Annotated in this window: 25 protein-coding genes and 2 tRNA genes; 20 read left to right on the top strand and 7 right to left on the bottom strand. The window is 71.2% G+C overall.

The features are described from left to right. The first annotated feature begins 72 nt into the window (after nucleotides 1-72). The 3 genes from rpsN to rpmF all read left to right on the top strand — a co-directional run bounded on the left by rpsN (nucleotide 73) and on the right by rpmF (nucleotide 964). The gene (rpsN, locus tag EXU48_RS03600) at nucleotides 73-378 is read left to right on the top strand and encodes a 30S ribosomal protein S14 (protein ID WP_133106227.1); all 306 of its coding nucleotides are present in this window, start codon (nucleotides 73-75) and stop codon (nucleotides 376-378) included. Between the two features lie 53 nt (nucleotides 379-431). Next, a complete protein-coding gene (locus EXU48_RS03595) occupies nucleotides 432-689 on the top strand; it encodes a type B 50S ribosomal protein L31 (protein ID WP_133106226.1) in 258 nt (85 codons plus the stop codon). Nucleotides 690-793: 104 nt separating this feature from the next. Then, on the top strand, nucleotides 794-964 hold the full coding sequence (rpmF, locus tag EXU48_RS03590; protein WP_133106225.1) for a 50S ribosomal protein L32: 171 nt from the start codon (nucleotides 794-796) through the stop codon (nucleotides 962-964). Nucleotides 965-1,140: 176 nt separating this feature from the next. Here rpmF and EXU48_RS03585 read toward each other — a convergent pair. Next, nucleotides 1,141-1,214: transfer RNA gene (locus EXU48_RS03585), tRNA-Gly, on the bottom strand. A 67-nt stretch (nucleotides 1,215-1,281) separates the two neighbouring features. Between EXU48_RS03585 and EXU48_RS03580 the strand changes: the two genes are divergently transcribed. After that, nucleotides 1,282-1,355, top strand: a tRNA-Pro gene (locus EXU48_RS03580). Between the two features lie 136 nt (nucleotides 1,356-1,491). Here the strand turns inward: EXU48_RS03580 and EXU48_RS03575 are convergent. Together EXU48_RS03575 and EXU48_RS03570 are read right to left on the bottom strand one after the other, a co-directional pair. Continuing rightward, nucleotides 1,492-2,082, bottom strand: coding sequence for a carboxymuconolactone decarboxylase family protein (locus EXU48_RS03575; RefSeq protein WP_133106224.1), 591 nt, complete (start codon nucleotides 2,080-2,082; stop codon nucleotides 1,492-1,494). Nucleotides 2,083-2,122: 40 nt separating this feature from the next. Continuing rightward, on the bottom strand, nucleotides 2,123-3,202 hold the full coding sequence (locus tag EXU48_RS03570; RefSeq protein ID WP_133106223.1) for an NAD(P)H-dependent flavin oxidoreductase: 1,080 nt from the start codon (nucleotides 3,200-3,202) through the stop codon (nucleotides 2,123-2,125). Nucleotides 3,203-3,324: 122 nt separating this feature from the next. Here EXU48_RS03570 and EXU48_RS03565 point away from each other — a divergent pair, with 122 nt between their 5' ends. The 7 genes from EXU48_RS03565 to clpX all read left to right on the top strand — a co-directional run bounded on the left by EXU48_RS03565 (nucleotide 3,325) and on the right by clpX (nucleotide 9,709). Further along, complete coding sequence (locus tag EXU48_RS03565; protein WP_133106222.1) at nucleotides 3,325-3,708, top strand: VOC family protein; 384 nt, start codon at nucleotides 3,325-3,327, stop codon at nucleotides 3,706-3,708. A 2-nt stretch (nucleotides 3,709-3,710) separates the two neighbouring features. After that, a complete protein-coding gene (locus EXU48_RS24715) occupies nucleotides 3,711-4,541 on the top strand; it encodes a MerR family transcriptional regulator (RefSeq protein ID WP_133106221.1) in 831 nt (276 codons plus the stop codon). A gap of 58 nt (nucleotides 4,542-4,599) precedes the next feature. Beyond that, entirely contained in the window at nucleotides 4,600-4,899 is a 300-nt protein-coding gene (locus EXU48_RS03555; RefSeq protein WP_133106220.1) for a hypothetical protein, read from the top strand. A 313-nt stretch (nucleotides 4,900-5,212) separates the two neighbouring features. Further along, nucleotides 5,213-6,736 carry a trigger factor gene (gene tig / locus EXU48_RS03550; RefSeq protein ID WP_133106219.1) on the top strand — a complete coding sequence of 508 codons (1,524 nt, stop codon included), beginning with the start codon at nucleotides 5,213-5,215 and terminating at the stop codon, nucleotides 6,734-6,736. Nucleotides 6,737-6,916: 180 nt separating this feature from the next. Continuing rightward, nucleotides 6,917-7,534, top strand: a complete 618-nt coding sequence (locus EXU48_RS03545; protein WP_133106218.1) for an ATP-dependent Clp protease proteolytic subunit — start codon at nucleotides 6,917-6,919, stop codon at nucleotides 7,532-7,534. Nucleotides 7,535-7,614: 80 nt separating this feature from the next. Further along, nucleotides 7,615-8,241 carry an ATP-dependent Clp protease proteolytic subunit gene (locus EXU48_RS03540; protein ID WP_133106626.1) on the top strand — a complete coding sequence of 209 codons (627 nt, stop codon included), beginning with the start codon at nucleotides 7,615-7,617 and terminating at the stop codon, nucleotides 8,239-8,241. A 184-nt stretch (nucleotides 8,242-8,425) separates the two neighbouring features. Then, the gene (gene clpX, locus EXU48_RS03535; protein WP_133106217.1) at nucleotides 8,426-9,709 is read left to right on the top strand and encodes an ATP-dependent Clp protease ATP-binding subunit ClpX; all 1,284 of its coding nucleotides are present in this window, start codon (nucleotides 8,426-8,428) and stop codon (nucleotides 9,707-9,709) included. A 7-nt stretch (nucleotides 9,710-9,716) separates the two neighbouring features. Here clpX and EXU48_RS03530 read toward each other — a convergent pair whose 3' ends face one another. The 3 genes from EXU48_RS03530 to EXU48_RS03520 are packed head-to-tail and all read right to left on the bottom strand — an operon-like array spanning nucleotide 9,717 to nucleotide 12,075. Continuing rightward, on the bottom strand, nucleotides 9,717-11,015 hold the full coding sequence (locus EXU48_RS03530; RefSeq protein WP_133106216.1) for an RNA polymerase sigma factor: 1,299 nt from the start codon (nucleotides 11,013-11,015) through the stop codon (nucleotides 9,717-9,719). Further along, entirely contained in the window at nucleotides 11,015-11,383 is a 369-nt protein-coding gene (locus EXU48_RS03525; RefSeq protein WP_133106215.1) for a YciI family protein, read from the bottom strand. Before EXU48_RS03525 ends, EXU48_RS03530 begins: the two co-directional genes overlap by 1 nt. 35 nt (nucleotides 11,384-11,418) lie before the next feature. Then, entirely contained in the window at nucleotides 11,419-12,075 is a 657-nt protein-coding gene (locus EXU48_RS03520; protein ID WP_133106214.1) for a DUF998 domain-containing protein, read from the bottom strand. A gap of 203 nt (nucleotides 12,076-12,278) precedes the next feature. Here EXU48_RS03520 and EXU48_RS03515 point away from each other — a divergent pair, with 203 nt between their 5' ends. The 9 genes from EXU48_RS03515 (at nucleotide 12,279) to EXU48_RS03475 (ending at nucleotide 21,535) form a co-directional block, all read left to right on the top strand. Continuing rightward, nucleotides 12,279-12,755, top strand: a complete 477-nt coding sequence (locus EXU48_RS03515) for a hypothetical protein (protein ID WP_133106213.1) — start codon at nucleotides 12,279-12,281, stop codon at nucleotides 12,753-12,755. A gap of 481 nt (nucleotides 12,756-13,236) precedes the next feature. Further along, complete coding sequence (locus EXU48_RS03510) at nucleotides 13,237-14,766, top strand: ABC transporter substrate-binding protein (RefSeq protein WP_133106212.1); 1,530 nt, start codon at nucleotides 13,237-13,239, stop codon at nucleotides 14,764-14,766. Further along, nucleotides 14,763-15,812 (top strand): ABC transporter permease, encoded by a 1,050-nt coding sequence (locus tag EXU48_RS03505; RefSeq protein ID WP_133106211.1) that lies wholly within the window; start codon nucleotides 14,763-14,765, stop codon nucleotides 15,810-15,812. The genes EXU48_RS03510 and EXU48_RS03505 overlap by 4 nt, the downstream gene beginning before the upstream one ends. Continuing rightward, complete coding sequence (locus tag EXU48_RS03500) at nucleotides 15,809-16,678, top strand: ABC transporter permease (RefSeq protein ID WP_133106210.1); 870 nt, start codon at nucleotides 15,809-15,811, stop codon at nucleotides 16,676-16,678. The genes EXU48_RS03505 and EXU48_RS03500 overlap by 4 nt, the downstream gene beginning before the upstream one ends. After that, nucleotides 16,668-17,534 carry an ABC transporter ATP-binding protein gene (locus EXU48_RS03495; protein ID WP_133106209.1) on the top strand — a complete coding sequence of 289 codons (867 nt, stop codon included), beginning with the start codon at nucleotides 16,668-16,670 and terminating at the stop codon, nucleotides 17,532-17,534. The genes EXU48_RS03500 and EXU48_RS03495 overlap by 11 nt, the downstream gene beginning before the upstream one ends. Beyond that, nucleotides 17,527-18,441 carry an ABC transporter ATP-binding protein gene (locus EXU48_RS03490; protein ID WP_133106208.1) on the top strand — a complete coding sequence of 305 codons (915 nt, stop codon included), beginning with the start codon at nucleotides 17,527-17,529 and terminating at the stop codon, nucleotides 18,439-18,441. Before EXU48_RS03495 ends, EXU48_RS03490 begins: the two co-directional genes overlap by 8 nt. A gap of 65 nt (nucleotides 18,442-18,506) precedes the next feature. Further along, complete coding sequence (locus tag EXU48_RS03485) at nucleotides 18,507-19,646, top strand: LLM class flavin-dependent oxidoreductase (RefSeq protein ID WP_133106207.1); 1,140 nt, start codon at nucleotides 18,507-18,509, stop codon at nucleotides 19,644-19,646. Beyond that, entirely contained in the window at nucleotides 19,643-20,407 is a 765-nt protein-coding gene (locus EXU48_RS03480; protein WP_133106206.1) for an alpha/beta hydrolase, read from the top strand. The genes EXU48_RS03485 and EXU48_RS03480 overlap by 4 nt, the downstream gene beginning before the upstream one ends. 45 nt (nucleotides 20,408-20,452) lie before the next feature. Beyond that, complete coding sequence (locus EXU48_RS03475; protein ID WP_133106205.1) at nucleotides 20,453-21,535, top strand: LLM class flavin-dependent oxidoreductase; 1,083 nt, start codon at nucleotides 20,453-20,455, stop codon at nucleotides 21,533-21,535. 120 nt (nucleotides 21,536-21,655) lie between these two features. On the opposite strand, the gene EXU48_RS03470 is transcribed toward EXU48_RS03475, so the two are convergent. Then, a complete protein-coding gene (locus tag EXU48_RS03470; RefSeq protein WP_133106204.1) occupies nucleotides 21,656-22,540 on the bottom strand; it encodes a LysR family transcriptional regulator in 885 nt (294 codons plus the stop codon). Nucleotides 22,541-22,596 lie beyond the last annotated feature (56 nt).

Raw genomic sequence — 22,596 nt, 5'->3', positions numbered from 1 at the left:
CGGACGTGTGGGGGAGCAGGAGCAAGGTGCCACAAGAGCGCACACCGTAATCGCAAGGAGCAGAGGACACGCATGGCGAAGAAGTCCAAGATCGCCCGCGACGCACAGCGTCGCGTGATCGTGGCACGGTACGCCGAGCGCCGCGCCGAGCTGAAGAAGACGTCGGTCAACCCGAACGTCCCCGAGGCCGAGCGCGACGCGGCCCTGGCCGCTCTGCACGCCCTGCCCCGGAACGCGAGCCCCACGCGTGTGCGCAACCGGGACGCAGCGGACGGACGCCCCCGCGGCTACCTCCGCAAGTTCGGACTCTCGCGGGTCAAGCTCCGTGACATGGCACTGCGCGGCGAGCTGCCGGGCGTGACGAAGTCCAGCTGGTAACCCGCACAATCCCCACGCAGCCGCACCAGGCAAGGAACTAGGTAGGAAAAGACATGAAGAACGACATCCACCCGGATTACCACCCGATCGTGTTCCGGGACATCTCGGCGAACTTCTCGATCCTGACGAAGTCGACCCTGACGTCGGACGCCACGGTCGAGTGGGAGGACGGCAACACGTACCCGGTGGTCGACGTCGACATCTCCGCCGCCTCGCACCCGTTCTACACGGGCAAGCAGAAGATCATGGACACCGCCGGCCGCGTCGAGAAGTTCCGTCGCCGCTACGCCAAGTCCGGCGAGAACGCCTGATTTCTCCGGCGGGACCCGTACCGGGTCACCGACGGTCGCATCACGCATCGGCGTGAGGCAGTTCACGACGATGCTCCATCGAGGACGGAAGGGGAGGTAGAGCCATGGCAGTTCCGAAGCGGAAGATGTCGCGCAGCAACACGCGTGCGCGTCGCTCGCAGTGGAAGATGACGGCGGCGGACCTCGTACCTGTCCGCGCCGGCGGGCGCGAGGTCAAGGTGCCCCGGCGCCTGGCCCGTGCGGCCGAGCGTGGCCTGGTCGACACCGACGACTGATCCACGAGCGCGCCCCTTGGGCACAGACTCCGACGGCCGCTCCCTCCTCGTGAGGGGGCGGCCGTCGTTCGTTGATGCCCGACGGCGGCACGTGCCCAAGGTGGGTCGGCGGCGGCCGGTCGGGGCGCGGGGACGCACGAACGCCCGGGCCGTGGCCGGCCCGGGCGTTCGGGGTCTGGAGCGGGTGACCGGGATCGAACCGGCACCATCTGCTTGGAAGGCAGAGGCTCTACCATTGAGCTACACCCGCAATGACTCGTCCACAAGGATACTGGGTCATCCGGGGTGCTCGGTCATCGCTAGACTCATGACACCAGCGGGGTGTGGCGCAGCTTGGTAGCGCATTGCGTTTGGGACGCAAGGGTCGCAGGTTCAAATCCTGTCACCCCGACAATGAACAAGGCCAGACGGCGCAGCCGTTCTGGCCTTGTTCAATGTCGCGGTGACACGATGCCGGGAGGAGGAACGCCCGGCGAGGCACGAGCCGGTCGTGACGACGGCTCCTGCCACCCGGCGACAGGACGCGCTCAGTCCCCACCGACAGGCCGTCCGACCACCAGCGCCGCGAGCAGGTCCGGCTCGAACGTGGCCGCCGTCTGCGGGTCGAGCCGCGCGCCCAGGCCGTCGAGGACCGTGGCGAAGAACAGCCGGGCCGCGACCGCGAGCACGACGTCGGCGATCTCGGCGTCCGTGAGTCCGACGTCGCGGAGGGCGTCGACGTCGGCCTGCTCGATCGTGGAGGGGTCCCGGGCGACGCGGGAGCTGAACGCGTACAGGGCGGCGTCCTGTGCGGGGAGGGTGTGCCCGTCGGGGGCGAGGGCGAGTTCGGCCATGGTGTCGCCGTCGCCGACCACGTCCCGCAGGAACAGGCTGTGCGCGGCCGTGCAGTAGGTCGAGCGTCGCGCCCGCGCGGCTGCGATCGTCGCGAGCTCGAACCGGCGCCGGTCCATGCCACCCCGGATCGTCAGGTTGAGGTTGGTCCAGGCGTCCGCGACGTCGGGCCGGGTGGTGAAGCAGCCGGCGTAGTTGGGCAGGAAGCCCCAACTGCTCCGCTGGGACTGGTACCAGTCTGCGAGCGCCCCGGTAGCCGCGCTCTCGGCCGTCGTGTCGATGAACATGGCACATCGTCCTCCCGCCGGGGCGTCGGGGCAATGCCCGTCAGAGTCGCGCCAGGGCCTCACGCGCCAGGGTGCGGGTGAGGTCCTCGGCACCCATGCCCGCGTACCGCGCACTGAGCGCTCCCGCCTGCCCGGACCACAGCGACATGAAGTCCGTGGAGCCGGACGGTTCGGTGGCCGAGCGCAGCGGCGCGAGTGCCCCACCGGCCCGCGGGAAAGGGGGCGTCGCCGCACTCATGGGGCCGAGCTCACGCATGGCACGGTTCACGATGCCGCGGGCCGGGCGGCCGGTGAACACGTTCGTGAGTGCGGTCGCGTCGTCCGCGTTCTGCTCCAGCAACGCGGCCCGGTGCCCGACGGCGATGCGCGCCTCCGGCGTGTACAGGTACGCCGTGCCGATCTGCACCGCGGCGGCGCCGAGAGCCAGGGCGGCCACGATCGTGCGCGGGTCACCGATGCCGCCGGCCGCGATCACCGGTACGTCGACGGCGTCGACCACCTGCGGCACGAGCGCGAACGTGCCCACCTGGGTGCTGATGTCCGTGGACAGGAACATGCCCCGGTGCCCTCCGGCCTCGGCGCCCTGCGCGATGATCACGTCCGCGCCACGGTCGACGAGCCACCGGGCCTCGGCCACCGTGGTGGCGCAGCCGAGCACCTTCGCGCCCGTGGCCCGGACCCGGTCCAGGAGCGTCGGCTCGGGGAGACCGAAGTGGAAGCTGACCGCCTCCGGTCCGAACTCCTCGACGATCTCGCAGGCTGCGCCGTCGAACGGGTTGCGGTTCGAGACGCCCGGGGCGGACGACGGGTCCAGACCGGCCTCGATGTAGTACGGGGCCAGCCGGGCCCGCCAGGCGAGGTCGGCGACCGGGTCCGGCACGGGCGTGCTGTGGCAGAAGAAGTTGAGGTTGATCGCGGCGTCGGTGCGGGAGCGGATCTCGGTGAGCTCGGCGCGGACCCGGTCCCCGGGAAGCAGGGCGCAGGGCAGCGACCCCAGGCCCCCGGCCCGGGCGACCGCCACGGTCAGGTCGGCCAGGACAGGCCCCGCCATCGGCGCCAGCACGATCGGCGACTCGATCCCGAACAGGTCCAGGATCCGGGTGTCCGGCCACGAGGTCATGGCTGCGATCGTAGCCAGCGAGGTCCGCTCGCGGGCGACCCCTTGCACCTCACGTGACGTGAGGGCATACGGTCGCCACATGCGGCGACGACGGGCCGCCGCGGCGGACGAAGGAGACTGTCATGACACGCCTGGTTCCCTATCTCACGGTCCACGACGGTGCGGCGGCCGTGGCGTTCTACGCGGCGGCCTTCGGAGCTCGGGAGACCGGGGAGCGCTATGACGAGGAGGACGGCCGGATCGGCCACACCACCCTGGCGATCGGCGACGACGTCTTCTACCTCTCGGACGAGTTCCACGAGTACGGCGCCTACGCGCCCGCCACCGTGGGCCACAGCACGGCAGCGATCGTGCTCGGCGTGGCCGACGTCGACGCGGCCTACGCGGCCGCGGTGGCCGCGGGTGCCACCCCGGACCGGGAGCCGAGCGGTGAGGGCGGCGAGAAGCGGGGCTGGCTCGTGGACCCGTTCGGGCACCGCTGGGCGTTGAACTCCCGGCAGGACTGAGCATGGCGGCCGCGGACGTCGGCTGGCGGGTCGGTGAGCTCGCCGACCTGGCCGGTCTCACCGTGCGGACCCTGCACCACTACGACGACATCGGCCTCCTGCGACCGGAGCGCACGCCCGCGGGACATCGCGTCTACCTCCGGGAGCACGTCGAACGGCTCTACCGGATCAGCGTGCTGCGCCGGTTCGGGACGCCGCTCGAGGAGATCGGCCGCGCCCTCGACGAACCCGGCTGGGCCATCGACGACGCGCTGCGTCAGCACCTGGCCACGCTCGAGGACGAGGTGCTGCGCACCGAGCGGCTGCTGCACCGGCTCAGTGACGTCCGCGCCGCACCGGTCGAGGACGGGACGTCCCAGGCGCCCGACGGCGGCGGCGTGGGCGATGTGGGGGTGTGTCGCCGATTGCTGTCGGTGCTCGAGGACACGGCGGTCGCCCGCACCGAGCCGCTGCGGCGGATCGCGGTGCTGGTCTACGACGATCTCGCTCGCGCCCACGAGTACCTGGTCCGGGTGTTCGGCCTCGAACCGGGGCCGGTGCGCCGGGACCGGGCCGGCACCGTGGTGCAGGCCGAGGTCCGCACCGTCGACGGGCTGGTCATGTTGCACCCGGTCGCGCCGCGGTGGGGTCTGGCCTCGCCGGCGAGTCTCGGCGCCGCCACCGGGATGCTGGTCATCACGGTGCAGGACGTCGACGCCCACCACTCGGGCGTCCTCGCCCGGGGTGGGACGGTCACCTACGCGCCGACCGATCAGCCCTACGGCGTGCGTGAGTACGGGGCGACCGGTCCCGAGGGGGAGCCCTGGTCGTTCTGGACCCCGCTCGCCCCCTGATCTGATCCCGCTCGCCGTCCTTGTGCCCGTGCGTGCCCCGCTGCCAGACTCCACGTCCATGAGTTCGGCCGACCCGCTCACCCTGTGCTGCCTGCTGTGGGCGACGCCCGGAAACGAGGCGGACCTGTCCATCTATGAGGACACGGTGCTCGTACTGCTCGCCGACCACGGCGCCCAGATCGTCCAGCGGGCCACCTCGGACGGCGCGGACGGGCAGCCGCACGAGGTGCAGTTGTTCCGGTTCGGCGGGCAGGCCGGCCTCGACGCCTACCTCGCGGACCCACGCCGCGCCGCCCTGGCCGTCGAGCGCGATCGCGTGGTCGCCCGAACCGAGTTGTTCCCCGTCACGCTGCACTGACCGCTCGCCCGGCCGGCCCCTGGGGACCTTCCTGCCGAACGCGCGGTTCCCCCGCGGATCACTCGAACGGACACATGGAGAGTGCGCGTTCGCGGGGAGCGCGGCCGCCGTCGTCCCGATCGAGGGGACGCGGGGCGCGGACCTGGTGGCTCGCCGAACTCGCGTGATCCCGAGCGGGGTAGACTGGTGGCCGCTGTTCGCTTCGCCGTGCCCTCACGTGTCTGCGGACGCCAATGACGAACGAAGAGGTGGCGCCGCCGCCGAGTGCGTTCGCGCGACCTGCCCCAAGACATCCATGAGTGGAGAACACGTAGTGAAGAGCGCCGTCGAGAACCTCGAGCCGACCCGGGTCAAGCTGACCGTTGAGGTCACGCCGGAGGAGCTCAAGCCGAGCATGGACCACGCCTACTCCCACATCGCCGAGCAGGTGAACATTCCCGGCTTCCGCAAGGGCAAGGTGCCGCCGCGCATCATCGACCAGCGGGTGGGCCGCGGCGCCGTCGTCGAGCATGCCGTCAACGACGCGCTGCCGGGCCTCTACCGCCAGGCCGTGACCGAGGCCGAGGTGCGCCCGCTGGGCCAGCCGAGCATCGAGGTCACGTCGGTGCCGGGCGTGTCCACCGACGGCGAGGACTCCGACGCCCTGGTCTTCACCGCCGAGGTGGACATCCGTCCCGAGATCACGCTGCCCGAGCTCGACGGCGTGACCCTCACGGTCGAGGACGCCGAGGCCTCCGACTCCGACGTCGAGGAGCGCCTGACCACGCTGCGTCAGCGGTTCGCCACCCTGGTCTCCGTGGACCGCGCCGCCCAGACCGGTGACTTCGTCACGATCGACCTGACCGCGAGCATCGGCGACGAGGAGATCGACTCCGTCTCCGGGGTCTCCTACGAGATCGGCTCCGGCAACATGCTCGAGGGTCTCGACGAGGCGCTCACCGGCGTGAGCGCGGGGGAGACCACCACGTTCAAGGCACCGCTGGCCGGTGGCGACCGCGCCGGCGAGGAGGCGGAGGTCACCGTGACCCCGACCGCCGTCAAGGAGCAGGAACTCCCCGAGGTTGACGACGACTTCGCCCAGACCGCCTCCGAGTTCGACACGGTCGAGGAGCTGCGTGAGAACCTGCGCGAGCAGGTCGCCGACGCCAAGTCCAACAACCGCGCCGTGCAGGCCCGCGACCAGCTCCTCGAGCACCTGCTCGCGAACACCGAGTTCCCGCTGCCGAGCGGCGTGATCGAGGACGAGATCCACCGGCACCTCGAGAACGAGGGCCGGCTCGAGGACGACACGCACCGCGAAGAGGTGCGCGTCGAGGCCACCGACACCCTCCGCCGTCAGCTCCTGCTGGACACCCTCGCGGAGAAGGTCGAGGTGCAGGTCGGCCAGAACGAGCTGATCGAGTTCCTGCTCCGGACCGCCCAGCAGTACGGCATGGACCCGAACGAGTTCATTCAGCAGGCCGACTCCAACGGCCAGATCCCGACCTTCGTGGCCGAACTGTCCCGGAACAAGTCGCTCGCCGTGGCGTTGCGACAGGTGAAGGTCGTCGACGGCTCCGGTGCGGACGTCGACCTGACCGACTACATCGGCTCCGACGAGGAGGACGCCGTGCAGGCGGCCGTCGCCGCCGCCCAGGCCGCGGCGGACGAGACCGTCGAGGCCGGCGGCATCGAGACCGTCGAGGTCGACCTCGAGGACACCGAGGACACCGAGTCCGCTGACTCCGCTGACTCGGCCGACTCCGCCGACTCTGCTGATTCGGCCGACTCGGCAGATTCCGCTGACTCGGCCGACTCGCCGGAGGACGCCGACGACGAGGCCGACGCGAAGGTCTGAGCCGGGCTCCACGCACGCGCAGGAGGTCCCGCACCCGCCCCGGGTGCGGGACCTCCGCCGTCGAACCGCGGTGAACCCCGTGCGCCAACAGCGAAACCTGCGACCCGCGGGCAGATACCGGCCGCACTCGGCGTTAGTGTCAAGCGCAGAGACAACAACCGACGATCAGGAGCAGCAACCGTGAGCGAGATTCCCAAGGCCGCACAGTCGGACCAGCAGGGACTGGGGCTGGGCGACCACATCTTCAACCGCCTCCTCAAGGAGCGCATCATCTGGCTCGGATCCGAGGTGCGCGACGAGAACGCGAACCAGATCTGCGCGCAGATGCTGCTGCTCGCGGCGGAGGACCCCGAGAAGGACATCTGGCTCTACATCAACTCCCCGGGCGGCTCCGTCACCGCGGGCATGGCGATCTACGACACCATGCAGTACGTGCAGCCGGACGTGGCCACGGTGGCGATGGGCATGGCCGCGTCGATGGGTCAGTTCCTGCTCGCCTCGGGCACCAAGGGCAAGCGCTATGCGACCCCGCACGCCCGCGTGATGATGCACCAGCCGTCCGGAGGCATCGGCGGCACAGCGACGGACATCAAGATCAACGCCGAGCTGATCCTGCACATGAAGAAGGTCATGGCCGAACTGACCGCCGAGCAGACCGGGCACACCGTCGAGGAGATCAACCGCGACGCGGACCGGGACCGCTGGTTCACCGCGGCCGAGGCCCTCGAGTACGGCTTCATCGACCACGTCGTCACCGACTCCAGCGCGGTGTCCGGCGGCGGTGGCACCACCAACTGACGTCGCCCACCACTGATTCGTAGGAGAGACCCGTGAACTTTTCCACCCAGGCGACGAACTTCGGCGGCTCCGCAGGCCGGATGCCGAGCTCGCGCTACGTGCTCCCGCAGTTCGAGGAGCGGACCGCGTACGGCTTCAAGCGGCAGGATCCGTACACCAAGCTGTTCGAGGACCGCATCATCTTCCTCGGCGTGCAGGTCGATGACGCGTCCGCGGACGACATCATGGCCCAGCTCCTCGTTCTGGAGAGTCAGGACCCGGACGGCCTGATCACCCTGTACATCAATTCGCCCGGTGGCTCGTTCACCGCGATGACGGCGATCTACGACACGATGCAGTACATCAAGCCGCAGATCCAGACGGTCTGCCTCGGTCAGGCGGCGTCCGCGGCGGCGGTGCTGCTCGCGGCCGGTTCGCCCGGCAAGCGGCTGGCACTGCCGAACGCCCGCGTGCTGATCCACCAGCCCTCGCTCGAGGGCGGCGGGTACGCGCAGGCCTCCGACATCGAGATCCACGCCGCCGAGGTGCTCCGCATGCGCGAGTGGCTCGAGGACACCCTGGCGCTGCACTCCGGCAAGGCGGTGGAGGACGTCCGCACCGACATCGAGCGCGACAAGATCCTCTCCGCCAAGGGTGCGCTCGAGTACGGCCTCGTCGACCAGGTGCTGGAGAGCCGCAAGGCACCGCAGTTGCCCGCCGGCAACTGACGGGCAGACGTCCGAGACCCGAACGGCCCGGCGCGTGGCGACACGCGGCGGGCCGTTCGTGCAACAAAAGACGTGGCGCACGTAGTGTGAAATGGTTGTTGTCGAGGATCGATGACGCACAATGGGATGACGGCGCAACGCCGGGCAACCAGATTGACCAGCAGATCGGAGAGGTGAGGCGCGCATGGCTCGTATCGGAGAGGGCGCCGACCTGCTCAAGTGCTCGTTCTGCGGGAAGAGCCAGAAGCAGGTCATCAAGTTGATCGCCGGCCCCGGCGTCTACATCTGCGACGAGTGCATCGACCTCTGCAACGAGATCATCGAGGAGGAGCTCGCCGAGGCGAACGAGCTCGGTCTGGTCGACCTGCCCAAGCCGCGGGACATCTTCGAGTTCCTCGAGCAGTACATCATCGGCCAGGAGGGCGCCAAGAAGTCGCTCGCGGTGGCCGTCTACAACCACTACAAGCGGGTCCAGGCCGGCCCGGCTGCGGCGTCGGCCAGCGGCGACGACGCCGACGTGGAACTCGCCAAGTCCAACATCCTGCTGATCGGCCCGACCGGCTGCGGCAAGACCTACCTCGCCCAGACCCTCGCCAAGATGCTGAACGTGCCGTTCGCGATCGCCGACGCCACCGCACTGACCGAGGCCGGCTACGTCGGCGAGGACGTCGAGAACATCCTGCTCAAGCTCATCCAGGCCGCCGACTTCGACGTGAAGAAGGCCGAGACCGGGATCATCTACATCGACGAGATCGACAAGATCGCCCGCAAGAGCGAGAACCCCTCCATCACCAGGGACGTCTCGGGTGAGGGCGTGCAACAGGCGCTCCTGAAGATCATCGAGGGCACCCAGGCCTCGGTGCCGCCGCAGGGTGGACGCAAGCACCCGCACCAGGAGTTCATCACGATCGACACCACGAACGTGCTGTTCATCGTGGCCGGGGCGTTCGCCGGACTCGACGAGATCATCTCCGCCCGCGCCGGCCGCCGCGGCATCGGCTTCGGCGCCCCGCTGCACAGCGCCGACGACGTCGACGTGATCGACGACGTCATGCCCGAGGACCTGCTGAAGTTCGGGCTGATCCCGGAGTTCATCGGCCGGGTGCCGGTGATCACCACCGTCTCCCCGCTCGACAGCCCGGCGCTCGCGCAGATCCTCACCGAACCGCGCAACGCCCTGATCAAGCAGTACCAGCGGATGTTCGAGATGGACGGCGTCGAACTCGAGTTCACCCCCGATGCGATCGAGGCCGTGGCGGACCAGGCGATCCTGCGGGGCACCGGTGCCCGCGGCCTGCGGGCCATCATGGAGGAGGTCCTCCAGTCGGTGATGTTCGACGTGCCCAGCCGCGAGGACATCGCCCGCGTCGTGATCACCCGCGAGGTCGTCCTCGAGAACGTGAACCCGACCCTGGTGCCCCGCGAGGCGCCCCGGTCCAAGCGGACCCCCCGCGAGAAGAGCGCCTGAGCCGGTCCTAGTGCGCCGGGTCTCCCGGGCTCGCGTTCGGGCGTGCGCGGCGTAGCAGGTAGCGGCGCTCGGCGCCGTTGGCGGTCAGCGCCGCGGCCGCGCGGAACTCCGCTCGGGCGGAGTCGTGTTCGCCGACCCGCTCGAGCAGGTGGGCACGGACGGCACGGGCTCGCTGCGCGACCAGTGGATCGTCGGTCAGTCCGTGCTCGCGCTCGAACTGGTCAAGCAGGGCGAGGCCGCGGCGCGGCCCGAAGGCGTGGGCGACGGCGACCGTGCGGCTGAGTCGGACCGGCGCGCTCGGCTGCAGTCGTTCGAGCCAGAGGTAGAGCGCGGCGATCTGCGGCCAGTCGGTCTCCGTGGAGGTGCTCGCCTGCGTATGGGTGGCCGCGATCGCAGCCTGCAACTGGTACGGCCCCACGCGATCCAGGGCCCATGCCTGCTCGATCAACGCCCGTCCCTGACGGATCTGGTGCTGGTTCCACCGGGTGCGGTCCTGGTCCCCGAGCAGCACGAGCTCGTGGTCGCGGTCGGTGCGGCTGGCCCGGCGAGCGTCGGTGAGCAGCATCAGTGCCAGCAGGCCGGTCGCCTCGGGGTCCCGGGGAAGGAGCGCCCGCAGCAGATGCGCCAGCCGGATCGCCTCAGTGGTCAGATCGGGGCGGGTGAGCGCGTCGCCGGCGGTGGCCGTGTAGCCCTCATTGAAGACCAGGTAGAGCACCCGCATCACGGCTGTGACTCGCGCGCTCAGGTCGTCGGAGTGGCGGATCTCGAACCGTGCACCCGCTTCCTTCAGCGTGCGCTTGGCCCGGCTGATCCGGGTACCCATGGTGGTCTCGGGGACACCGTAGGCGTGGGCGATCTCGCCGGTGGTCAGGCCGGCGACCGCGCGGAGGGTGAGTGCCACCTGGGAGACCTCACTGAGCGCCGGATGGCAGCACAGCAGCAGCAACTGCAGGCTGTCGTCGCGGTCGACCACGGCCGGTCCGGGCTGGGTCGGGTCGACCAGGACGGGGTCGGCCCGTGCCGCCTCGTCCTCGCGTCGCCGGGCGGCCTGCTCCGACCGGATGAGATCGACCATCTTGCGGTAGCCGACTCGGATCAGCCAGCTGCGCGGCTCGTCGGGCAGCCCTTCGGCCGCCCAGCGCCGGCTCGCCACGAACAGGGCCTCCTGCACCGCGTCCTCGGCGAGCTCGAACCGGCCGAAGCGGCGCACCAACGCACCGAGCACGTGCGGCGTCTCGGTACGCAGCACGTGCTCGATGCGGCGCTCGTCCGGGCCGGTGGCGCGGTCGTCGGCGGGAGGTGCCATCAGGCGAAGTCGTCGCCCATGATCGGCCTGATCTCCATGGGCTCGCCGAGCACATCGACCATGCGGGCGACGATGTCACGCGCACGTTCGTGGCTCGAGCACTCGATGATCGCGAAGCTCGCGAGCACCTCCTTCAACTCGGCGAACGGGCCGTCGGTGGCGACGACGCCGTCGTCGACCTTGCGGACGGTGGTGGTCACGGCCGGATGTCCCAGGCCCTCGCTGAGTACGAACTCCCCGGACTCGCGGAGCTCCGCCTCGAACTTCTGGTAGGCGGCGAACGCGGCGAGGGCCTCCTCGCCCGGCACGTCAGCCGTCTCGGCGTCCCACGACTGCGCGGGTGTGTAGCTCAGTAGCAGGAACTTCATGGTTCTCCTCCCAGAGACTCCCAGCCTAGGCGTGCTCATACGGGCCTGCGCAGACGAAGGGCGGTGACCGTCATCCAGGTGAAGGCGACCAGTCCGGTGGCGGCGACCTGGATGCTCGCGTTCGTCGCCGAGACGGGCACGAGAAGCACGACGGCGACCACTCCGTTCCCGAGCACTGCCCACACCCGCCGCGCTCGGATCGCACGGACCACCAGGGCGACGCACGCAACCGCGAGGGCCGTGAACGACACCGCGGCCGCCGTCCCATGCACGACGGAGTGCCAGGACATCGCCACGGCGCCCTCCGGCGCACCGACCGGGAGTCCGTTCTGAGGATCCATCGGGACGAGGCCGGCGACCACGAACGCCACGCCGAACACCACGAGGAACACGGGCGCGACCCGGGCGCCCGCACCGGTGGTCACCACGCGTCGGTGCCCGACGGCGAGGCTGAGGCCGCCGAGCCCCGCCACGACGAACGTGACCATCTGGATCCATCCGGGCCCACCCGTGGCGAGCTGGCTGAGGGGGTGCACCCGGATGTCGAACCCGTCCCTGGCCAAGGCCTGGATGGTGGACGAGACGACGAAGAACGGTCCGGCGAGTGCGGCCGCTGTGAGTAGCCGCCCGGTCGTCGCCCCGCCACCGGGTGGGGCGTCGTGCGTGGTCCGCCGAGACGTTGTGGTGGTCATGGTGTCCTCCGGTCATGGTGGTGGCCGTCCGGGATCGGGCGGCGCTCACAGACACCACGTAGCGCGGTCCGTCATCTCGACATCATCGGCCGAAGACTTGGGTCGGACTTCTTCCGTGGTCCTGTCGAGAATCCGACGGCCGCTCCGAGGTATCGGTGGGAGCGGCCCACACCGGGGCTCTCCAGCCGAGACAGGAGCAGATCATGAGCATCGACACCAACGACCAGCCCGACGCGCAGGACCACTCGCAGGAGGCGCCGCCGCAGCCGAGCGCGGTGGTCCGCGCCCTCGACCGGCTCGTCGGCACCTGGGCGGTGACCGGCGGGGCGCAGGGCACGGTCCGGTACGAGTGGATGCCCGGAGGGCACTTCCTCATCCAGCATGTCGAACTCGAGCAGTACGGCCAGTCGGTGACCGGGTTCGAGGTGATCGGACACCTGCACCCGTTCGGAGAGCCGGTCAGCGAGGAGGTCGCCTCGCGGTTCTACGACTCGATGGGGAACACCTTCGACTACGTCTACGAACTCAAGGGCGACACCCTCACCATCTGGGCCGGTGCACAGGACAGCCCCGCCTACTTCCGTGGCACGTTCACCGACGATGACCGCGCGATGTCCGGCGACTGGATCTACCCGGGCGGTGGTGGGTACCCCAGCACCATGACGCGGCAGCAGGGCTGACGCGGGAGTACGACCGACGCGCGCGTGGCGCCGATCCGCACGGCCGGGTCGGCGCCACGCGTCCGACGTGGCACGGGCGGCTCCGGCAGCTCCATCAGGAGTCGAACCCCGGATCACAGGTGGTGTGTGATCGACCGATAAGCGCTCGCTATCGGTCGGCCCAGGAATCGTTGTTGGACGCCGCGCCGGCGTGCCTGCGAGCATCGCTGTCATGACTCGGAGCAACCTGAACCGTCCCGCCGCTCGGCGTGGGTCCCGGGCTGCCCGGATGCGGTGTCGGGAGTGTCCCTGCGGGCGCGCCCGGATGTCCTGCTGTCGGCCCTGACGCCGACCCGTCGGGCACGTGCCCGCCCCCCAGCGGCCCGACAGGGCCCGAACACAGGCCCTCTCGGGTGTCGCCCTCGAGCCGTCGCCGGTTGACACCCCGGCCGATCCGCCCACCGTGCCCCCGCACACCCCTCCGCACCGCACAGGACGCCCCATGACTTCACGCCGACGCCCCGTCCGCGCCCTCATCCCCCTGCTCCTGCTCGCCCTCCTGGCGGCCTGCTCGGGCGGCGCCGGCGGAAACAGTTCCTCCGACGGCACCCCGAACCCGGACGGCACGCTCATCTGGGGCTGGCACCTGCCGACCTCGTGGGACCCGGTCGCCTCGACCGCCGGCCAGGATGTGCACGCCCTCGCCCTCGCCTACGACGCCCTCGTCCAGCAGGAGAACGACGGCGACGCCCGGCCCGGGCTGGCCGAGTCCTGGTCCTACAACGACGCCGGTGACCAGATCACCTTCACCCTGCGCCCCGACCTCACGTTCAGCGACGGCACGCCCGTGGACGCCGAAGCGGTCCGAGCGAATATCGAGCGCGGGCAGACGCAGTCGAACTCCACGATCGCCGCGCAGCTCGCGGTGATCACGGGCGTCACCGTGGTCGATGAGCTGAACGTCACCTTCCAGCTGGACCAGCCCGACTACCAGATCCCGCTGCTGATGTCCGGCAAGACCGGCATGCTCGTGAGCCCGACGGCGTTCGCGGCCGACGTCGACGCACTCGCCACCGCGCCGGTCGGGTCAGGCCCGTTCGTGCTGACCGAGTACGTGCCGGACTCGCGGGCCGTGTTCGAACGCAACGCCGACTACTGGAACGTCGAGAACATCCTGCTCGGTGGGCTGGAGCTCAAGCCGCCGCCCGACCCGACGGTCGCCGTCGCCGGGCTCACCTCCGGTCAGTTCGACATCGCCGTGGTGCCGCCGGCTCAGGTCGCAGCGGCCGAGGCGGCGCAGCTGACCGTCGAGGAGCAGCGCGTCTTCACGGTGCGCACCCTGGACGTCGACAACACGGTCGCCCCGTACGACGACCCGCTCGTGCTGCAGGCGCTGAGCCACGCGATCGACCGGCAGGCCCTCGTGGATGTCGCGTTCTTCGGCCACGGCGAGCCGAACTGGCAGCCGTTCCCGACCGACTACGTCGCCTACGACGCATCCCTGGATGACCTGTACGCCCACGACCCGGACACCGCCGCGGACCTGCTCGCCGAGGCCGGGTACCCGGACGGCATCGACCTGACCCTGACCATCTACGGCGCCCAGGACCAGGCACTGGCCGAACAGATCCAGGCTCAGGTCGCGGCCGCCGGAATCACCATCACCATCGAGGTGGCGACGCCTGGCGTGAGCAACTACATCTCCCGCCAGTACCCGCTCTTCCTGGACAGCTTCTCCGGCAGGGAGTCCCCGGTGCAGTCGCTCGAGGTGCTGTTCGGGCCGGAGGGCCTGATGAACCTCGGGCGCAACAGCCCCGCCGAACTCGACGCGGCGATCGACGCGGCCCGCCAGGTCCCGCTGGACGACCCCGCCTACGCCGAGACGCTGCAGACCGCCGTGCACACGGCGGTGACCACGATGCCGAACACGTTCCTGTTCACGTGGCCGCGGCTGTACGTCCACGGCGACAACGTGCACGACTGGCAGCACCAGATCGGCACGGTGCGATTCGAGGGCGTGTGGGTCGAATGACGGCGGTCGCGACCCCCGAGGTGCAGGCCGCGGACGAGGAGGTCCTCGCCCCGCTCGACGAGGTGGCCGACCTCGCCCCGCACTCGCCGGCGCGCGGCGTCCTGATCGCGCTCGGCCGGGGCCTGGCCATCGCGGTCCCGGTGCTGTTCCTGACCACCCTGATCACGTTCGCGCTCGGCGCGTTCAGCGACCAGGACCCCGCGGCGGCCGTGCTCGGTGAGGTCGCCACCCCCGCGGACGTGGAGCGGATGCGCCACGAGTTCGGGCTGGACCGGCCGTTCCACGAGCAGTACGGCAGCTGGGTCTGGAACGCGCTGCACGGGGACCTCGGCGCCTCCTGGTTCACGAACATCCCGGTCGCCGACTCGATCGCCGAACGACTCCCGGTCAGCCTGTCCGTCGCAGGGCTCGCGCTGGGTATCGCGGTCGTGCTCGGCGGGTGCGGTGGGATCGTCGCGGCACTGAACCGGGGCCGGTTCGTCGACCGGGCCATCACCGCCGTCGCGGCAGCGATCACCACGGTGCCGGCGTTCGTGGCCGGGATCGGTCTGATCATCGTGTTCGCGGTGCTGATCCCCGTGTTCCCGACCGGTGGCTACGTGCCGATCTCGGCCGGGATCGGCCTGTGGGCCTCGTTCCTGGTCCTCCCGGCGTTCGCGCTCGGCCTGGACGCGTCCGCGGACCTGGCCCGGCAGTTGCGCACCGGCCTCGTGAGCGCGCTCGACGAGAACTATGTGCTCGGGGCCCAGGTCCGCGGTCTGCCTTGGCGCCGGGTGGTGCTGGTGCACGCGCTGCGCAACGGCGCGGCCCCCGCGATCGCCGTGATCGGTCTGCACATACCCCGCCTCGTGGGCGGTGCGGTCATCACCGAGGCGGTGTTCCAGATGCCCGGCCTCGGGCAGCTCACCCGGGACGCGGCCCTGCGCGGTGACGTGCCGGTGATCCAGGGGTCCCTGCTGGTGGCGGTGCTGCTGGTGCTGGTCTCCTCCCTGGTCGTGAACGTGGTGCTGGCCCGGCTGCTGCCCGCCTCGGAGCGTGCGGCATGATCCGCCGGGCACTGCGGCTGCGGTCGGCGCAGGTGGCACTGGCGTTCCTCGCCGTCGTTGTCCTGCTCGTCGTCACGGGTGACCTGCTCGCCCCGCAGGACCCCTTGGCGCAGGACACCAGTGCGGTGCTGCAGGGCACCAGTTCGGCGCACTGGCTCGGGACGGACTACCTGGGCCGCGATGTGCTGTCCCGGCTCGTCGCCGGGACCCGGGTGTCCGTGCTCGCCGCGCTCACCGCCGTCGTCATCGGCGCGCTGCTCGGGATCGTGCCGGGCATGCTCTCCGCGTTCAGCGGCCGAGTGGTGGCCTGGACCAGTCTGCGGGTGGCGGACGCGTTCATGGCGTTGCCGTTCATCATCTTCGCGATCGCCGTCGCCGGGCTGTTCGGCAACGGACTGTTCCAGGCGATGGTGGCGGTCGGGGTGCTGATCGCCCCGGTCTACTTCCGGATCATCCGGGCCGCCGCGCTCGGGTACGCCGGCGCCCAGTACGTCGAGGCGGCCACCCTGCTCGGAGCCCCCTGGTGGCACGTGCTGGCCGTGCACATCTGGCCCAAGGTGCTGCCCGCGGTCGTCGTCACGACCGCGAACCTGGCCGCCGGCGGCCTGCTCGTCGTGTCCTCGCTCACGTTCCTCGGCATCGGGATCCAGCCGCCGGATCCCACCTGGGGCGGCATGCTCGCCTCCGACCTCGGCTACCTCACCCAGCGCCCGTTCGGGCCGGTGGCGCCGGCCCTGGCGATCATGGGCACGGTGGCCGCGCTGAACCTGCTCGCGGACGCGATCCGCGACTCCAGCGGAGACGCCGGCCGAGCCGCCGAAGCCCTGCGCAACCCACTCAAGCGGGAGGTGGCCGATGTCCGCTGACACCGGTACGCATGACCGTGGGCCCGCCGCCGTGACGGCCGGGGAGGCACTCGTCCAGGTCGACGCCCTGCGCATCGAGGCCCCGGACGGCCGCGAGCTCGTCTCCGGCGTGTCCTTCGAGCTGGCCCGCGGCGGCTCGCTCGGGATCGTGGGGGAGTCCGGCTCCGGCAAGACCCTCACCACCCGGTCACTGCTCGGCCTGCTGCCGCACGGGATCTCCGTGACCGGCGGCAGCGTGGTCTTCGACGGAATGGACCTGCGTGCCCTGCGCCGCACCCAGTGGGAGCAGGTGCGGGGTTCCCGCATCGGTGCGGTGTTCCAGGACCCGGCCTCCTACCTGAATCCGTCCATCGCCGTCGGCAAGCAGCTCACCGAGGTCCTGCGGGTGCGCGGCGGACTCTCCCGTTCCGCGGCTCGGGAGCGGGCCGCGGAACTTCTCGGGTCCCTCGGTCTGCACCAGGTGGACCTGGTCCTGACTCAGTACCCGCACGAGCTCTCCGGCGGGATGCTGCAGCGGGTCCTGCTCGCGATCGCGATCTGCCTCGGACCTGAACTACTCATCGCCGACGAGGCCACCACGGCCCTGGACGTCACCGTCCAGGCGGATGTTCTCGACCTGTTCGAGACCGTCCGGGTCCGGGAGGGCCTCGCCCTCGTGCTGGTCTCCCATGATCTCGCCGTGGTGTCCCGGAGCACCGAGAACCTGCTCGTGATGCGCGACGGGGTCGTCGTCGAGGCCGGTCCGACCGCGCAGGTCCTGGCCGACCCGCGGCATCCGTACACCCGGCTGCTGGTGGAGCATCACGACGCGTACTCGCTCGCCGGGTACCTGGAGAAGGAGACCGCCGATGTCTGAGTCCGTCGCGACCGCGCCCCGGCCGACCGCCGCCGAGCACGACGGTCCGGTCGGAGCCACGAGCACGGCCGGAGCCGAACTGCTCACCGCCGGCGGGGTCCGGGTACGGTTGGGCCGGCGGGAGATCCTGCACGGCGTGGACCTGTCCGTGCGTGCCGGTGAGGTCGTCGGCCTGATCGGCGAGACCGGCTCCGGCAAGACGACCTTCGCCCGGGCCGTACTCGGCCTGGTCCCGACCTCCGCGGGGACGATCACCGTGGGCCGCGAGGGCAGCAACCGCACAGTGGTGAGCGCGCTGCGTGGCTCCCGGCTGCGGGCGTTCCGCCGCACCGGGGCCGTGCAGTACGTCTTCCAGGACCCCCTACGCTCCCTGGACCCGGACCTGACCGTCGGCCGGTCGGTGGGACAGGGGCTGGTGCTGCGTGGCGGACTCGACGCCGCCCGGATCGAGACCGGCGTGACCGAGGCGTTGCACGCCGTCGGGCTCGACCCCGACCTGGCCACGCGCACCCCCGGGCAACTCTCGGGAGGGCAACGCCAGCGTGTCGCGGTGGCCCGCGCACTCGCCGTCTCGCCGCAGGTCCTCATCTGCGACGAGCCGGTCAGCGCGCTCGACGCCGCGCACCGCAACCACGTACTGCAACTGCTGGACGGCCTGCGCCGCGAACGGGAGCTCGGCCTGCTGCTCATCTCCCACGACCTCGGCTCGGTGGCCGCGGTCAGCGACCGGGTCGCCGTGCTCTACCGCGGTTCGATCGTGGAGGAGGGCCCGACGGCGCAGGTGCTCTCCCGGCCGGAGCATCCGTACACCCGGATGCTGCTCGCCTCCGCGGCGTCGCTGCACGCCGGCGACTCCGGCGCCGCCGGGCGCCGGGTCCTGCGCCGGGAGGTGCTCGCGGGCACCTGAGCCGCACCCCGTCCCACCAGACCCCACCCGACCTTCCTGACCTCTTCGCACCCCAAGGAGTTCCCATGAGCATCCAGATCCTCGGCATGGTCGCCACCCAGAACGGATCCGAGTCCCTCGGCTGGGCCAACACCAAGGTCGTCGACCCGGCGTTCCTGCGCGCGTTCGCCCGCGCCCACGACGACGCGGGCTTCGACCGCACCCTGATCGGCTACAGCGCCGCCTCCCCGGACGGGTTCGCGATCGCCTCGGACATCCTCGCCACCACCGAACGCCTCGGCGTGCTGATCGCGCACCGGCCCGGGTTCACCGAGCCGGTGCTCGTGGCGCGCAAGCTCGCCACTCTCGAGAACCTCTACGGTGAGGGCCGGGTCGCCATCCACCACATCTCCGGCGGCAGCGACACCGACCAGCAGCGGGAGGGCGACTTCTCCGACAAGCCCGCCCGCTACCGCCGCACCGCGGAGTTCATCGACGTCCTGCGTCGCACCCTCAGCAGTGCCGAGCCGTTCGACCACGAAGGCGAGTTCTACAAGTACGTGGGCGCATTCAGCGCGGTCAAGCCCAACGGCCAGATCCCGATCTTCTTCGGCGGCCAGTCCGGCGACGCCGTCGCGATCGGCGCCGAGCACACGGACACGTTCATGCTCTTCGGAGAGCCGCTGGCGCCCACGGCCGAGCGGATCGCGCTGATCCGGGCCGAGGCCGCCAAGCACGGCCGCAACGTCGAGTTCTCCGTCTCGCTGCGCCCGATCGTCGCGGACACCGAGGACGCCGCCTGGGAGAAGGCCGCCGCCATCTACGACGCCGCCGCGGAGCGCCTCGGCAACCACCAGGCCGGGTGGCGCTTCGGCCGGCGGCAGGGGGACCAGACCTCCACGTCCGCGCAGCGCCTGCAGGACGCCGCGGCCGAGTCCGAGGTCCACGACGAGCGGCTCTGGACCGGTATCACCAAGCTGGTCGGCCCGGCCGGGAACTCGACGGCGCCGGTGGGTACCCCGGCGCAGGTGGCCGAGGCGATCCTGAAGTACTACGACCTCGGCGTCACCCGGGTGCTGATCCGCGGCTTCGACCCGCTGAACGACGTGCGCCGGTGGGGCGAGGAGCTCGTCCCACTGCTGCGTTCCGGTGCCGACGCGCGCGACGCTGCCGCCTCCGACGTCCCCGGCGAACCGGCCCTGGTCGGTGCGGGTGGGACGGTATGAGCACCCTGGTCGAGAGCGCGGTCGACGCCGTCCGCTGGGATCCGCCGGCCACCGTGCGCGGCACGATCGTGGTGGTCCCCGGCCGTGGCGAGCGACCCGAGCACTACGAGCGGTTCGGCCGCCGGCTCAGCGCGGACGGGTACGCCGTCGAGATCCTGCCCCACCTGGCCTCGGACGGGCACGAGCTCGCCCGGACCTGGGACGCGCTCGCCCTGGCCGGGCGACTCGGCGACGCCCCCCGCGTGCTCGTCGCCACCGACGTGTCCGCCGCGGCCGCCGTGCAGGCGCTCTCGCCGGCCACGATCGACGCGAACGCGCTCGTGCTGGCCGGCACCACCCTCGAGGTGAGCGCGCCCCCGGCGGACGTCGACGAGGCGCTCTCGGCCCGCACCGCCTGCCCGCTGCACCGCGGACTGCTCGCCGCCGACGAGACCACGGTGACGTCGCTGGCGGACAGCACCCCCGCCGTCGGGCAGTGGCGTGCCGCCCTCGACGGAGCGGCCATCGAGGGCGGCGAGGCGTGGCAGGTCGCGGTGCCCACCCTCGTGCTGCATGGCGAGGCGGACGCGCTGGCGCCCTGGGCCCGGGTGCGGGACGCCGTCGGACACTGGCCGGGCGTGGAACTCGTCACGGTCCGCGGCGGTGTCCACGACGTCCTCAACGACGCCAACCACCGCAGCGTCGCCGGCGTGCTCGTGCAGTTCCTCGAGCAGCTGCGCGCCGGCGGCCAGATCCTCAACCACGGCGGCCGCCCGGCCTGAACCCGGCGCGCCGACCATCACCCCCACACCTGAAGGAGACCAGCGATGCGACTGGGCTATTGGACCCCGATCTACGGCGGATTCCTCCGCAACATCGACGACGAGCAGATGCCGGCCACGTTCGCCTACGTGCGCCGCGTGTCCGAGATCGCCGACCGGCTCGGCTACGACATCACGCTCATCCCCGAGCTGTACCTGAACGACCGCAAGGGTCCCTCCGCGCCGAGCCTGGAGGCCTGGGAACTCGCCGCCGCGGTCGCCGCGGTCACCGAGCAGGTGGAGATCATGGTCGCCGTGCGGCCCGGGTTCCACACCCCCCAGGTGCTCGCCAAGCGCGCCGCCACCCTGGACGACATCAGCGGCGGCCGGCTCGCCCTGAACGTGGTGTCCGCGTGGTGGGCCGAGGAGGCCAAGCAGTACGGCGGCGTGTTCGGCGAGCACGACGAGCGGTACGTGCGCACCGAGGAGTGGATGGACGTGGTCTCCGGGCTCTGGAGGGAGACGCCGTTCAACTTCGCCGGCCAGTTCTACACGGCGGAGGGCACGATCCTGGAACCCAAGCCGCAGCGGATACCGCCGATCTGGGCCGGCGGCGAGAGTGAGGGTGGCAAGGCCTCGATCGCGCGGTTCGCGGACTCCTACGTGATGCACGGCGGCACCGTCGAGGAGATCGGCACGAAGGTCGCTGAGATGCGCCGGCGCCGCGAGGAACTCGGCACGGACGGCTTCGACGAGTTCGGCATGGCCGCCTACGTCATCGTGCGAGACACCGAAGCCGAGGCGCAGGCCGAGCTCGAGCGGATCACCGCCGCGCCGTCCGCGGACAGCCCCGGCTTCGCCTCCTACCAGGAGTTCATCAGCCACTCCCAGCTGGAGCAGAAGGTCAGCCTGCGCGACTACTCGGTCGGCACCCGTGGCCTGCGGCCCAACCTGGTGGGCACCCCGGAGCAGGTGGCCGAGAAGCTGCTCGCCTACGCCGACGCCGGCCTGGACCTGGTGCTCATCCAGTCCTCACCGCTGCACGAGGAGCTGGAGCGGATCGCCGAGCAGGTGTTCCCGCTGGTCGGCCACCGCCTGGGCGGGGCTGCCGGCGTCGGGTCGAGCCTGGCCGGGGTCGCCGCCCGCTGACGCCCGACCTCCCGCCCGAGGCAGGACGCTACGACCAACTGCCTCGGGCGAGGGGTTCGGTCTGAGCGTGGACGCTCCTGCCTGAGTGGCGGGGCCACCGCACCCGCCCGGCGGGTCTGCTCAGCGCGCGGCCGCGAACGCCCGGGTATGGCGGATCGCGGGGGCGTCGGCACCGAGATGCGTGCGCACGGCCCGGGCGGCGACGTGGCCGAACTCGCTGGCGCCGACCCGCGCCCGGACCCGCAGCGGGATCGGCTCGAGGTCGGGCAGGTCCGGGCGGACCACCAGGCCGGGGGCGGCATCCTGCAGCGGCAGCGCGGTGACACCGAGGCCGGACCGGACGGCGACCAGCACCCCGGCCAGGGAGGTGCAGTCGACGGTGACCTCGCCCGGGCGACCGTCCTCGGCGAGGCCACGCAGGGCCCGGTCGCGGATCCGGCACGGGGCGTCGAAGGCGACCACGGGGATCGCGCCGTTCTCGGGAGCACGCCACCCGGGAGTGGCGAACCAGCTGACCGGGAGCGGAGCGGCGGGCAGGTCCCCGGGGGCATCGTCGTCCGCGCCGAGCAGGAGCGCCACATCGACGGTGCCGCGCTCGACCTCCTCCGCCAACCGAGCGCCCCGGTCCACGCGGAACCGCACCGTCGCACCCGGGTTCGCGGCGCGCAGCGCGTCGGCCACCACCGGGAGCAGGTCCTCGGCGCCGTGCTCGGTGGAGCCGACCACGATCGTGGTGGGCAGGGCCTGCAGCCGGCCGAGCGCGCCGTCGTGGGCGCTCAGGATCAGGCGCGCCTCGTCGAGCAGGTGGGTGCCGGCCTCGGTGAACACGCTGACCCGGCCGCGCTTGGTGACCAGGTCACGGCCCACCGCCTTCTCGAGCTTGCGGATGTGCTGGCTCACGGCGGGCTGGGTCAGGTGCAGCGCCTCGGCGGCCCGCGCGAAGCCGCCGTGGTCGGCGACCGCGACGAGGCTGCGCAGCGGGGTGATGTCGAGGGAGGCCTGCATGTGGCGAGTCTAGGAATCCGTTTACGCGTCCACCGAGAGCCTCAGATTCGTCTCAC

It is taken from the genome of Occultella glacieicola (assembly GCF_004353825.1).
GTDB classification, from domain to species: Bacteria; Actinomycetota; Actinomycetes; order Actinomycetales; family Beutenbergiaceae; genus Occultella; species Occultella glacieicola.
Note: the sequence above shows the minus strand (reverse complement) of the source record. Positions and strands in the feature narration are given on the sequence as shown.